A 13,284-nucleotide genomic window follows, 5' to 3' on the forward strand; every position below is an offset into this window, starting at 1 on the left:
CCATGGCCGCCCGCGCCGATGCCACGGCCCCGGCGGCGCTCCTCGCCGACCTGAAACGGGAGCTGGCGGCGGAGCGGGAGCGGTTGCGGGAAGCCTACCGGCAGCGCCCCCACCCCGATCGGGCCTTGCGCCGGCACGCCCGGCTGGTGGACCGGGTATTGCGGGAGCTGTGGCGGCGGCTCGCCATGCCTCCCACCCTGGCCCTCGCGGCGGTGGGCGGCTACGGTAGAGGAGAGCTGTTCCCTTATTCCGACGTGGACGTGCTGGTGCTGCTGCCCGCGCCGGCGGACGCGGCCCTCGCCCCGGCCCTGGAGCGGCTGGTGGGCGCCCTGTGGGACGTGGGCCTGGACACGGCCCACAGCGTGCGCACCGTGGACGAGTGCCTGGAGGAGGCGCGTCGGGACATCACCATCGAAACCACCCTCCTGGAGGCGCGCCTGCTGGCGGGCAACCGGGCCCTGTTCCGCCGGCTGAAATCGGCCCTCGCGGCCACCCTGGACCCGGCGGCGTTCCTGCGGGGCAAGCGCTTGGAGCAGGAGCAGCGCCACCAGCGCTACCACGACGCCTCCACCAACCTGGAACCCAACCTGAAGGAGAGCCCGGGAGGGCTGCGGGACCTGCAGACGATCCTGTGGATCGCCCAAGTCTGCGCCCTGGGCAAGGGCTGGCGGGACCTGGCGCAGAAGGGCCTCCTCTCCGGGGAAGAGGCGCGGCAGTTGCGGCGCCAGGAAGCGAAGCTCAAGGACCTGCGCATCCGGCTCCATTACCTGGCCGGGCGCCGGGAGGATCGGCTGCTCTTCGACTTCCAGACGGCCCTGGCCCGGGAGCTGGGGCTCACCGATCGGGGAGTGCGGCGGGCGGGAGAGCTCTTGATGCAACGCTACTACCGGGCCGCCCGGGTGGTGGCCCAGCTCAACGTGATCCTGCTCCTCGACCTGGAGGCCCGGGTCGACCCGCCGCCGCCCGGAGAGCCCCAAGTGCTCAACGAGCGCTTCCAGGTGGTGAACGGGCTGCTCCAGGCGCGGGACCCGGATGTCTTCCTCAGGCATCCCAGCGCCATCCTGGAGAGCTTCCTCCTCTTGCAGCAGCATCGGGAAATCCAGGGCCGGGACGCCCAGACGCTGCGGGCCTTGTGGCGTGCGGTGGGACAGGTGGGGGCGCGGCTGCGCCGGGACCCGGACAGCCCGGGGCTCTTCATGGAGATCCTGCGCCAGCCGGCCGGCGTCACCCGGGAGCTGCGCCGCATGAATCGCTACGGGGTGCTCGGGCTCTACATCCCGGCTTTCGGCCGCATCGTGGGCCAAATGCAGCACGATCTCTACCACGTCTACACCGTGGACGAGCACATCCTCATGGTGGTGCGCAACCTGCGGCGCTTCGCGGTCACCGAATTTGCCCACGAATACCCCCTCTGCAGCCGCCTCATGGCCGAGTTCGAGGGGCCCGAGGTGCTGTACCTGGCCGCCTTGTTCCACGACATCGCCAAGGGGCTCGGCGGCGACCACTCCAGCCTGGGCGCCCTCGAGGCGCGGCGTTTCTGCCGCCGCCATCCTCTCCCCCCGGAAGACGCGGAGCTGGTGGAATGGCTGGTGCGCCACCACCTGGTAATGTCCCACACCGCCCAGAAGCAGGATCTCTCGGACCCGGAAGTCATCGCCCGCTTCGCCCGGCTGGTCGGCACCGACCGGCGGCTCACGGCCCTTTACCTGCTCACCGTGGCCGACATCCGCGGTACCAGTCCCAAGGTGTGGAACGCGTGGAAAGCGAAGCTGCTGGAGGATCTCTTCCACCTGACCCGGCGACACCTCTCCGGGCAGGCGCCGCCCCCCGCCAGCCTGCTGGAAGCGCGGCAGGGCGAAGCGCTGCGCCTGCTGCGCCTGGCGGCGGTGCCCGACGGGGCCCATGAGCGCCTATGGTCCAAGCTGGACGTGGCCTACTTCCTACGCCACGCCCCGGAGGAGATCGCCTGGCACACCCGGGTCCTCAACTACCGGGTGGACACGCCGACCCCGGTGGTCAAGGCCCGGCTCGCCCCCGGGGCCGAAGGTATCCAGGTGCTCGTCTATTGCCCGGACCAGCCCCGCCTCTTCGCCCGTCTCTGCGACTGTTTCGCCCGGATCAACTTTTCCATCGCCGAGGCGAAGATCTATACCACCCGCCACGGCTACGCCCTGGACAGCTTCCTGGTGCTGGACCCAGAGAACAAGTCCCTGTCCTACCGGGATCTCACCAGCTACCTGGAATACGAGGTGAGCCGGGCCCTGGAAGGACCCGCCGCCCCTCCCCCGCCCCTCGGGCGCGTCAGCCGGCAGATGAAGCACTTCCCCATCGTCCCCCAGGTGCACATTCGGCCCGACGACTACGGGCGCCACCGCATCCTGTCCATCGTGGCGGGGGACCGCACGGGGCTGCTTTCCCGCGTAGCCCGGGTACTGCACGACCACGGCGTCAACGTGGAGAGCGCCCGCATCGCCACCCTAGGGGAGCGGGCGGAGGACACCTTCCTGATTTCGGGAGGCCAGCTCGGCGACGACAAGGCGGTGGTGCGCCTGGAGACCGACCTGCTGGAAGCGTTGAAGACCTGACCTACGCTTCAATGCCGGCCAGGTCCGGGAACAGCACGTCGGTGAAGCCGAACTGGGTTAAGTCGCGGATGCGCATGGGATAGAGAATGCCCTGCAGGTGGTCGCACTCGTGCTGCACCACCCGGGCGTGGAAGCCGCTCACCGTCCGGTCGATGGGGTTGCCCCGGGCGTCGTGGCCCCGGTAGCGGACGCTGCGGTAGCGGGGCACGAGGCCCCGCATCCCCGGCACTGAGAGGCAACCTTCCCAGCCCTCCTCTAGGGTTTCGTCCACCGGCGTGATCTCGGGATTCACCAGCACCGTGAAGGGCACCTCCTCCACGCCGGGGTAGCGGGGGTTCCTGGTCACTTCGAAGATCACCACCTGGAGCCCCACGCCGATCTGGGGCGCGGCGATGCCCGCCCCGTTCAACGCCCGCATGGTGTCGACGAGATCCTGCACCAGGGCGTGGAGCTCGGGGGTATTGAACCGTCCCACCGGACGCGCCGGGGCGAGCAGCCGGGGATCGCCCATGCGCAAGACTTCCCTAATCGCCATACGCTTCCACCACGTGCTCCAGGATGTTGCGCACCCGGGCCATGGCCCCTTTGAGCACCTTGGCCACGTCCTCCATCCGGATGCCCTCGGCGCTGTCCGCTCGGCCGGCGGCATAGTTGGCCACCACCGCGAGGGCCGCGTAGCTCAAGCTGAGCTCCCGGGCCAGGGCTGCCTCGGGCATCCCGGTCATTCCGACCATATCGGCCCCGTCCCGTTCCAGCCGGTCGATCTCCGCGGCGGTCTCCAGCCGCGGGCCCTGGGTGGCGGCGTACACGCCCCCCACCACGACCGGCTCCCCCGCCCGCCGCGCCGCCTCGATGCACAAGGCCCGGGTCCGCTCGCAATAGGGGTGGGTGAAGTCGATATGGGTGACCGGGGTCGCGTCGGACTCGTAAAAGGTAAAGGCCCGCCCGTGGGTGTAGTCGATGATCTGGTCGGGAATGGCGATCACGCCGGGAGTGAGATCCCGGCGGATGCCCCCCACCGACGCCACCGACACCACCGCCCGGACCTTTTCCGCCTGCAGGGCCCACAGGTTGGCCCGGTAGTTCACCGCGTGGGGCGGGATGGTATGGCCGTAGCCGTGGCGCGCGAGAAACACCACCGGGCGGTCCCGGATGGTGCCGAAGGTGAGGGGGCAGGAAGGCTCCCCGTAGGGGGTACGCACCACCTTGCGGCCGGTGATCTGCAGATTGGGCAGGGTGGTCAGCCCCGATCCGCCGATGATCGCCAACATGGGTGAACGAAACTTTCAGGCTCGCGGGAAGATGCGAACAATTTGGCCAAGGAGCCGCATGGTATCGGGCCGGCCGGCGCCGGTAAAGGGAGTTTGCCTCAGTTTTCCGCCAGGGCGTAGATGGCGGGCAGGTTGCGCCAGGCGCCGTAGACGTCCATGCCGAAACCGAAAACGTATCGATTGGGCACCCGCAGTCCCACGAAGTCGGCCCGGACGGGTTTCTCCCGGCCGATATCCTTGTCCGCCAGCACGGCGCTGTAGAAGTCCTGGGCGCCCGCCTCCAGAATCCGGGCCCGGATGGCCGCCAGGGTCTCGCCCTCGTCCAGGATGTCGTCCAGCACCAGCACCACGCGCCCCCGGGTGCGCTCCGGCGGCTCGATGCGCCACTGCACGTCAGCCCCCGAGGTCCTGCCCCGGTAGCGGGAGACGTAGAGGGTGTCGAAATCCAGGGGGAAATCGAGCAGGGGTAGGAGCTGACCGGTGAACACCACCGCCCCGCCCATCACGGGAAGCACAAGGGGATAGCGCTCGCCCAGCGCGCCGGTGATTTCCCGGGCGAGCCGCCGCACCGCCGCTCCCACCTGCTCGGCGGACCACACCAGCTCGGCCTGGTTCAGAATCTGGCGGGCGCGTTGCGGATCCAGCTTAAGCCCTCAATAGGTGAAAGTGACCACGTTCTCGTCCATGGCCTGCTCGATCACGTAGGCCCCGCCCACGGTTTCCTCAATCTCGGGAATCAGGTCGTCCCCCCACAGCTCCAGGGTAGGCGTGCACACCTTGAAATGCACCCCGGCCTCGTGGGCGTCCTTGATGAAATCGTACACGCTCTTGGGCGAGCCGGGCTTGACGTAGAGCTTTTCCGCCACGCCCTTCTTCGCCAGCTCCCCCGCCCGGGCGGTGAGGATGACTTCCACTTCGTAGTCCATGGCGGCAGCCACGGTGGCCTGGAAGAACGGCGCCCCCAGCTCGGGGCCGTCGCTCGGGTCCGTGTTCACCATCACGATCATCAGCTTGTTCGGCATCGGCGTCTCCAACAGGGTGTGTGGAACCAAATAGCTATATTAGCTTATCATGATTTTGTTATCTCATTTCCGTCCCCGGGCGGGCGCCGCACCCAGCGTTTCCAGAAAGCCCCCGAGCCCGGCCAGGTAACCGGCAAACGCCTGGCCCACTTCTCCGTGCCTGAGCCCGTAGGCCACCATGGCCTGGAGATAGCCCAGCTTGCTGCCGCAATCGAAGCGGGTGCCGTCGAACTCGAAAGCCATCACGGGCTCCTCCCGGGCCAGGGCAGCGATACCGTCGGTCAACTGAATCTCTCCGCCCGCGCCGGGCTTGAGCCCCTCCAGATGGTGGAACACCCGGGGAGTCAGGATGTAGCGCCCCACCACCCCCAGGGTGGACGGGGCCGCGCCGGGCGGCGGCTTTTCCACGATGCCGCGGATGCGCCGGACTTTCCCCTCGCCTGCGGCCATCTTCACGATGCCGTATTGGCCGGTGTCCGCCGGCGCCACCTGCTGCACCCCCAGCACCGAGCAGCGGGTTTCCTCGAAGACTTCCCTCATCTGCTGCAGGACCGGGGGGCGCGCGTCGATCAGGTCGTCGGCCAACAATACCGCGAACGGTTCTTCCCCCACTACGGGACGGGCGCACAGAATGGCATGCCCCAGCCCCAGCGCATCCACCTGCCGAATGTAGATGCAGGTGATGCCGCTGGGGATCGCCCGCCGCACCTGCTCCAGTAACTGCTGCTTGCCCCGGGCTTCCAGCTCCGCCTCCAGCTCGTAGTTCTTGTCGAAATGATCCTCGATGGCCCGCTTGTTGCGGCCGGTGACGAAGATCATCTGGGTGATCCCGGCGGCGGCGGCCTCCTCCACGGCGTACTGGATGAGGGGCTTGTCCACGATGGGCAGCATTTCCTTGGGGCTCGCCTTGGTGGCCGGCAGGAAGCGGGTGCCCAGTCCCGCCACGGGGAACACCGCCTTGGTGATCGGGAGCATGGAATACCTCCTTAGTCTCTAAGAGCGCACGAGCTTCAGGAACGCGTCCTCGTCCAGGATGGGAACGCCGAGTTCCCGCGCCCGATCGTATTTCGATCCCGGGTCGGTCCCCACCACCACGTAATCCGTGTTGCGGGAGACGCTGCCGGTCACCTTCCCCCCCAGGGCTTCGATCCGCTCCTTGGCCTCCTCCCGGGTCATGCTGGAGAGGGTCCCGGTCAGCACGAAGGTCTTGCCAGCGAGCTCGCGTGCCCCGGCTCGCCGGGTCTCCATGCGCCAGCAATGACCGTAGAAAGGCCGCAGCCCCTCGATCACCTCCCGGTTGTGGCGCTCGGCGAAGAACTGGTGGATGCTCTTCGCCACCACCGGCCCCACGTCCGGCACCTCCATGATCTCTTCTTCGCTCGCTTTCATGAGGGCCCCCAGGCTGCCGAAGTGCTGGGCCAGATCCCGGGCGGTGGTCTCTCCCACGTGGCGGATGCCTAGGGCATAGATGAACCGGGCCAGGGTGGCGTTCCTGCGGCTGCGCTCCAGGGCCTCAAGCAGGTTCTGCGCCGACTTGCGCCCCATGCGGGGGAGCGCCGCGAGCTGCTCTTCGGTCAGGTGGAACAAGTCCGCAGGGGTTTTGACCAGGCCCGTGTCCACCAACTGGTCCACCAGCTTCTCGCCCAGGCCCTCGATGTCCAGGGCCCGGCGGCTGGCGAAGTGCAGGAGGGCCTGCTTGCGCTGGGCCGGGCACACTAGGCCACCGCTGCAGCGGGCGATGGCCTCGTCCGGGAGCCGCACCACGGCCGAGCCGCACACGGGACAACGGGACGGCATGACGAAGCGCCGGGTATGGGCCGGCCGTTTCTCCGGCACCACCGCCACCACCTCCGGGATCACGTCCCCCGCCCGGCGCACGATCACCCAGTCTCCGATGCGGATGTCCTTGCGGCGGATCTCGTCCTCGTTATGCAGGGTGGCGCTCGTCACTGTGACACCCCCCACCTGCACGGGCTTCAACCTGGCCACCGGGGTGAGGGCGCCGGTGCGCCCCACCTGCACCTCGATGTCCAGGAGCTGGGTCATCTCCTCCTGGGCGGGGAACTTGTGGGCGACGGCGAACCGGGGTGCGCGGGAGACGAAGCCCAAGCGCTCCTGGTAGTCCAGGCGGTCCACCTTGTACACCACTCCATCCGTCTCGTAGGGCAGGTCGTCGCGCCGCGCCAGCAGCTTGCGGTAGAAACCCAGCAGTCCTTCCACCCCGGCCACCACCTCCCGGATCGGGGAGACCGGGATCCGCAGGCTTTCCAGATAGTCGAGCAGCCGGCTCTGCCGGTCCCGGGGAATGCCTTCCCCTTCCCCCCGGCCGATCCCATAGGCGAAAAAGGTGAGGGGCCGCTTGGCGGTGATGCGGGGGTCCAACTGGCGCAGGGACCCGGCAGCGGCGTTACGGGGGTTGGCGAAGGGGCGCTCCCCGCGGGCCTGCTGCTCCGCGTTGAGCCTCTCGAAGTCGGCCTTGAACATGAGCACTTCGCCTCGCACCTCCAGGAGCACGGGCGGCGCCTTCGCCTTAAGCCGCAGGGGGATGGCCCGCACGGTACGCAGATTCGCGGTCACGTCCTCCCCCGTGTAGCCGTCGCCCCGGGTTGCCCCCTGGACCAAGACGCCCTCCCGGTAGGTGAGGCTCACCGCCAGGCCGTCGAACTTGGGTTCCACCTCGTATTCCACTCGCTCGACCCCAAGCCCCTCCCGCACCCGCCGGTCGAAAGCCTTCACCTCCTCGTCGTCGAAAGCGTTGTTGAGGGAAAGCATGGGCGCCGCGTGCCGGACCTCGGGGAATTCCTCCATGGGCGCCGCGCCCACCCGCTGGGTGGGCGAATCGGGGGTAGCCAGCTCCGGATAGCGGGCTTCCAGTTCCTGGAGCCGGCGGAACAGGCGGTCGTATTCCGCATCGGGGATCGTGGGGCGATTGAGGACGTAATAGTTGTAGTTGGCCCGCTCGATCTCCTCCCGGAGCCGTTTCGCCTCCGCCACCGCTTCGGCCGGCGCTTTCATGGATGTCTCCTGGCGGAAGTCCCGTCCCGAAAGAAACGTCTTTCCTGCCTAGGAAAAGAGCCGCAGGGCCAGATCGCCGCCGGCAGGAATGCGCCGCGCCTCCATCAAGGCCTGGAGGCGGGCGATTTCCAGGCGGATCTTTTCCAGGCCGGCGTCGGTCAAGGCCACCCGGTTGTCGTCCACCATGACGCCCCCCAGGGTGGTGGCGAAGGTGCGGGCGAGCTGCACCATCTGCCGGAACGCATCCAGCCCGTCCGTGACCCGGGGCAGGTCCAGCTCCAGGGTGAGCCCGTCGGTGGACATCTGGGACAAGGTTTCCGCCCGGAAAGGAACGGCCTGGACGTCGGCCACTTTGAACAGGGCCTCCCCTCGCTCGTCCACGAGGGCGTAGCGACCGTCGGCCGTGAGCTTCAAACCGTTGGACTCCGCCAGGGCCTTGATCTTGGCGCCGTGGAAGCGGCGCTCCCCGGGGCTCACCACGTTGATGCCGATCACCACATCCACTTCGGCGCAGAACTGGTCCAGCAGCGCCGCCCGCACTGCCGCTTCGTCGGCATTGGGCATGGCGACCTGGGCGCCCAGAGCCTGGGCCAGGGCCTGGACCGCGTCCCGGAAGCCCCGCAGCATGACGTCGCTCACCGCCCCGTCCCGGTTGCAGAGCTGCAAGGCCACCCGCGCCCGGTCGTAGCGCCCTCTCATGCCCAAGTGGACTTCTTTCCAGGCGTCTTCCTGGGGGTCATAGACCGCGATCGAGACTGGCTTGCCGAATTCCGCTTTGCGTTGCACCAGGGGCGCCAGAGCGGCGGGTTCGATCGGGGCGGAAAAGGCGAGCTCCGCCACGAAGTCGATGTCATCGTCGAGCTGGACCGTATCGGGCTGGACGGCGGAGGCCGGCGCCGGCTCCAGGCTCGGCTCGGTTCGCGTTTCCGCCACCGGCACCGGTTCTAACCGGGGCTCCACCCGGGTCGGCTGGGCCTTGAGCAGCACGTCCTCGTGGCGATTGCCGAAGGCGCGCTCGGCCTGGCGGCGCAGCCGGCGCTGCTGGACTAGGTTGAACACGTACACGCCCGCCACCACCAGCGCGCCGACCACCAGCAGTCCCAGTTGCAGCTCGCTCATCGCGTTTCCATGTTAACGCCCGGCGGCTCCGGTCTCCAGGGCGCCGGGATTGCACGCCCGCTCAGGCGGCAGCAGCGTCCCGCAGGCGCATCGCCTCTTCCACGTCCACGGCCACCACCCGGGAGACCCCTTGCTCCTGCATGGTGATGCCGATCAGCTGGTGGGCGATCTCCATGGTGAGCTTGTTATGGCTGATGAAGATGAACTGGGTCTGCTGGGCCATGCGCTTCACCAGTTGGCAGAAGCGCTCGGTGTTGGTGTCGTCCAGGGGCGCGTCCACCTCGTCCAGCAGGCAGAAGGGCGCCGGGTTAAGCTGGAACAGGGAGAACACCAGGGCCAGCGCGGTGAGGGCCTTCTCTCCCCCCGAGAGGAGGTGGATGGAGGTGTTCTTCTTGCCCGGCGGTTGGGCGATGACCTGGAGCCCAGCGTCCAGGATTTCCTCCCCGGTGAGGACCAGCCGGGCCTGCCCCCCGCCGAAGAGGGTCGGGAACAGCTCGGCCAGGTGGTTGTTCACCTGGTCAAAGGTGCTCATCAGGCGCTCCCGGGTTTCCCGGTCGATGCGCCGGATGGCGTTCTCCAGGGTTTCCACCGCGGCCCGGAGATCTTCCGACTGGGCGTCCAGGAAGGCTTTGCGCTCCTCGGCGGCCTTGAGTTCCTCCAGAGCCGCCAGATTGACCGCCCCCAGCTCCGCGATCTCGTTGTTGAGCCGGGTGATCTCCCCCTGCAGCGACGAGGCCCGGGGTTTCTCGCCCAACTGGGCGGCCAAGGCCTCCTCGTCGGCGCCCATTCCCCGGAGCTGCTCCTCGAACTGGGCCACCGTGAGCCGCGCTTCCTGTTCCTTGAGCTGGGCCTCGGCGAGCTTCTGGCGCAAGGGCTCGAGCCCCTGCTCGATGGTCAGCCGGCTCTCCTCCAGGGAGCGCAACCGGGCGCTCGCCTCTTCCAAGGCGTCCCGCGCCTGGGCGAGGGCCTCCTCCCGGGACTGGCGCTCCTCCAGGGCGGCCTGCAAAGCGGCCTCGATGGGGGCAGGATCCAACCCGGCCAGTTCTCCTTCGAGGGCTTCCAGGGAGGCCCTGGCCGACGCCATGTCTTGATCTATGACTCTAAGAAGATCCTCAAGCTCATTGATTTTGCTTGACGCGAGCTTCTCGTGATAGACAGCCTCCTGGGCTTCGTGGAGGGCCTGCTGATGGGCCTGCCGCCGTTCCCCCAGGCGGGTCTCGGCCGCCCGGCATGCTTCTTCCTGGACGCTCTCCGCCTGCTTCGCGGCGGCGATCTCTCCCGCGATTTCCTCCAGCCGCTGGATCGCCGCCTCCCGGCGGCTCTTTTCCGTCCGCTCCTGGGCGTCGATCTCCTCCAGCTCGGCGGCGATTTGCCGGCTGCGGGCCCTCACCCGCTCCGCCGCCTCGGCCGCCTTGAGGGCCGCCATTTGGACCTCGTGCCGGCGCTGGCGGGCCGCGGCCAGGGCCGAGCGGTCTTCCTCCAGGGCCGCCTCCAGGGCCCGCACCTGCTCCTCCTCCTGGGCGACGGCCCTGGCCTGCGCCTCGATGGCGGCGCGCTGGGCTATTCCCTCCCGGGCCAGGGCCTCGATCTCCCGCTCCCGGGCCAGCACCCCGTGCAGCCCGGAGTCGGGAACGTAATAGGTGATGCTCGCCCGAGTCACCAGGTGCCCGCCGGGGAGCACGAAGGCCTGCCCCGGCTGGAGCAGGTGCCGACGCTCCAAGGCGGCCTCCAAGGACTGCGCCAGGAAAACCCCCGCCAGCCAGTCGTCCAGGGCCGCCGCCACCCCCTCGTCCCGGCAAGTCACTTGGGCGCGGAGGCGGGGAGCCGGATCCGGGTCCGGGGCCAAAGAAGGCACCGTTTCGGCCCTGGGCTCGAAGCAGGCGAGCTTTCCGGGTGGCGGCCCGTCGCTCCAGCGACCGGCCTCGTCCAAGGCCTCCAGCGCCACCGCGTTGAGCCGCTCCCGCAGCACCGCCTCCAGGGCGTCTTCCCAGCCCTCGCCCACCGCGATCGCCTGCCAGAACCGGGAACGGCCCTGGAGCCCCTGGACGGAAAGCCAGGCGGTAAGCCTCTCGTTGCTCTCGAGCCGCCGCTGGAGCTCTTCCAACGCCGCCCGCCGGGCCTCCACCTCGGTCAAGCGCTGCTCCTGGGCCTGGAGCCCCTGGCGGGCGGCCTCAAGGGCCGCCTGGGCGGCGGGCAGCCGCTCCATGCCCTGGGCCAGGGCCGCCTCCTGCTGCGCGATCCGGCGGTCGATGTCCTCCAGCTCCCGCGCCAGGCGCTCGCCTTCGTCCGGATTCCCTTGGGGCAGCCCCCGCCACTCCTCCTCCAGGCGCTCGCGCCGAGCCGCCAACTGGGCCAGCACCCTCTCGGCGTGGCTCAGATGGGTTTGTTCCACTTCCCGGGCCTGCTCGGCCCGCATGCGCTCCCGCTGAGCCTCGCCGTAACGGGCTTGGGCCGCCCGGTGGGCTTCTTCCAACCGGGGCAGGTCCCGGCCCTCCCCTTCGGCTCGTTCCTGGCGCAGGCGCGCCTCCTCGGTGGCCCGCTCCCGCTTCGCCCGCCAATGGGCGAGCCCCGCCTGGGCGTTGGCCCGGCGCTCTTCGTGCTGGGCCAAAAGATTCCTCGTGGTGCCCAGTTGCTGCTCGATGCGGCTGCGGCTCGCCCGCAGGTGCTGGAGCTGCTGCTCCAGCCGGGCCACTTCCGCGTTCGCCTGGTACAACGCCCCCTGGGCGCCGTGGAGCGCATCGCTCAAGCCGTAGTGGCGCTCCCGGGCTTCCTCCAGGTGGCGCTCGGCTTCCCGCAGCCGGGCGATCTCCCCTTGCAGCGCCGTCTCCAGGCGTTCCATCTCCCGCGCGAGCCGCTCCCGGGCCGCCGCGGCTTCCTGCCTGCGGGTGAGGGCAAGCAGGGCCTGGACGGTGCGCAGCCGCGCCTGGAGCTCGTGATAGCGAGCCGCCACCTGGGCCTGGGCCTGTAGCCGCTCGAGCTGCTTCTCCAGCTCCTGGCGGATGTCGTCCACCCGGGCGAGGTTCTCCCGGGCGTCTTCTAGCCGCAGCTCGGTCTCCCGCCGCCGTTCCCGGTACTTAGACACGCCCGCCGCCTCCTCCAGGAACACCCGTAGCTCCTCGGGCCTGGCCTCGATGATGCGGGAGATCATCCCCTGTTCGATAATGGCGTAGGGACGCCCGCCCAGGCCCGTGCCGAGGAAGATGTCCTGCACGTCCCGCCGGCGCACGTGGAGGTTGTTGATGTAGTAGGAGGACTCGCCGTTGCGCTCGATCACCCGCTTGACCGCGATCTCGGCGTATTGGGACCACTGCCCGCCGGCCTTGCCCAGGCTGTTGTCGAACACCAGCTCCACGACCGCCCGGCTCACCGGCTTGCGCTCCAGGGAGCCGTTGAAGATCACGTCCTGCATGGACTCGCCGCGCAAGGCGGAGGCCCGGGATTCCCCCAGCACCCAGCGCACGGCGTCGATGATGTTGGATTTGCCGCAGCCGTTGGGACCGACGATGCCGACCAACTGGCCCGGGAGCGGAATATGGGTGGGATCGACGAAGGACTTGAACCCGGCGAGCTTGATGTGGGCGAGGCGCAACGGGGTGCCGACCAGTCGTTATAATGTTCGAGAATCAACGGGCATTCGCCGCGCCGGCGCCGCCCGCCCCCCCGGGAGCGCGGCCTGCACCCGCCGGGACGGCGGCCCATCGGGCGGCGACTCCCGCTTGGAGAATGGCCGGCATTTTAACTGAATTGACGAGCAGGCGAGAATGGCCACACGTCCCTCCAAGCAGCTCGAGACCTTCCCCAACCCGGCCCCGGATCGGGACTACCTGATCCACATGGAGATTCCGGAGTTCACCTGCCTGTGCCCGAAGACCGGCCAGCCCGACTTCGCCACCCTGATCCTGGATTACATCCCCGACCGGCGGTGCGTCGAGCTGAAGAGCCTGAAGCTCTACATCTGGTCCTACCGGGATGAGGGTGCCTTCCACGAGGCGGTCACCAACCGTATCCTGGACGACCTGGTGGCCGCCACGGAACCCCGATACATGCGGCTGCGGGCCCGCTTCTACGTGCGCGGCGGCATCTTCACCACAGTGGAGGCGGAGCACCGGAAGGCGGGATGGGAGCCCGCCGCGCCGGTCCTGCTGCCGGAGTTTCCTCGGGAGGCAAGCACACGCGGCTGACCGAACGCCCGCCCGGATCGCGGGTCCGCGCGTTGGCGCCGATGCCACCCGGCCGATATAATTCGCCGGTTTAACGACAACGACGGCGCCC

The 13,284-nt window shown here is 68.9% G+C and carries 10 protein-coding genes; 2 read left to right on the forward strand and 8 right to left on the reverse strand.

What is annotated here, in order from left to right:
* Window positions 1-2: 2 nt before the first annotated feature.
* The gene (locus ACUVYZ_RS07080) at window positions 3-2,585 is read left to right on the forward strand and encodes a [protein-PII] uridylyltransferase (protein ID WP_439933664.1); all 2,583 of its coding nucleotides are present in this window, start codon (window positions 3-5) and stop codon (window positions 2,583-2,585) included.
* A gap of 1 nt (window position 2,586) precedes the next feature.
* On the opposite strand, the gene def is transcribed toward ACUVYZ_RS07080, so the two are convergent.
* The 8 genes from def to smc form a co-directional block, all read right to left on the reverse strand.
* The gene (def, locus tag ACUVYZ_RS07085; RefSeq protein WP_439933663.1) at window positions 2,587-3,120 is read right to left on the reverse strand and encodes a peptide deformylase; all 534 of its coding nucleotides are present in this window, start codon (window positions 3,118-3,120) and stop codon (window positions 2,587-2,589) included.
* Window positions 3,110-3,856: an S-methyl-5'-thioinosine phosphorylase gene (locus ACUVYZ_RS07090; RefSeq protein ID WP_439933662.1), complete on the reverse strand. Its 747-nt coding sequence runs from the start codon at window positions 3,854-3,856 to the stop codon at window positions 3,110-3,112. Before ACUVYZ_RS07090 ends, def begins: the two co-directional genes overlap by 11 nt.
* Before the next feature lie 98 nt (window positions 3,857-3,954).
* Entirely contained in the window at window positions 3,955-4,500 is a 546-nt protein-coding gene (locus tag ACUVYZ_RS07095; RefSeq protein ID WP_439933787.1) for a hypoxanthine-guanine phosphoribosyltransferase, read from the reverse strand.
* 9 nt (window positions 4,501-4,509) lie between these two features.
* The gene (locus ACUVYZ_RS07100; protein WP_147798263.1) at window positions 4,510-4,878 is read right to left on the reverse strand and encodes a DsrE/DsrF/DrsH-like family protein; all 369 of its coding nucleotides are present in this window, start codon (window positions 4,876-4,878) and stop codon (window positions 4,510-4,512) included.
* Window positions 4,879-4,941: 63 nt separating this feature from the next.
* On the reverse strand, window positions 4,942-5,853 hold the full coding sequence (galU, locus tag ACUVYZ_RS07105; protein WP_439933661.1) for a UTP--glucose-1-phosphate uridylyltransferase GalU: 912 nt from the start codon (window positions 5,851-5,853) through the stop codon (window positions 4,942-4,944).
* A gap of 18 nt (window positions 5,854-5,871) precedes the next feature.
* A complete protein-coding gene (gene ligA / locus ACUVYZ_RS07110) occupies window positions 5,872-7,893 on the reverse strand; it encodes an NAD-dependent DNA ligase LigA (protein ID WP_439933660.1) in 2,022 nt (673 codons plus the stop codon).
* A 48-nt stretch (window positions 7,894-7,941) separates the two neighbouring features.
* Window positions 7,942-9,012, reverse strand: a complete 1,071-nt coding sequence (locus ACUVYZ_RS07115) for a cell division protein ZipA C-terminal FtsZ-binding domain-containing protein (protein WP_439933659.1) — start codon at window positions 9,010-9,012, stop codon at window positions 7,942-7,944.
* A 61-nt stretch (window positions 9,013-9,073) separates the two neighbouring features.
* Window positions 9,074-12,601: a chromosome segregation protein SMC gene (gene smc / locus ACUVYZ_RS07120; protein WP_439933658.1), complete on the reverse strand. Its 3,528-nt coding sequence runs from the start codon at window positions 12,599-12,601 to the stop codon at window positions 9,074-9,076.
* 172 nt (window positions 12,602-12,773) lie between these two features.
* Here smc and queF point away from each other — a divergent pair, with 172 nt between their 5' ends.
* Window positions 12,774-13,193, forward strand: a complete 420-nt coding sequence (gene queF / locus ACUVYZ_RS07125; RefSeq protein ID WP_439933657.1) for a preQ(1) synthase — start codon at window positions 12,774-12,776, stop codon at window positions 13,191-13,193.
* Window positions 13,194-13,284 lie beyond the last annotated feature (91 nt).

The organism is Pelomicrobium sp. P1, from assembly GCF_052805615.1.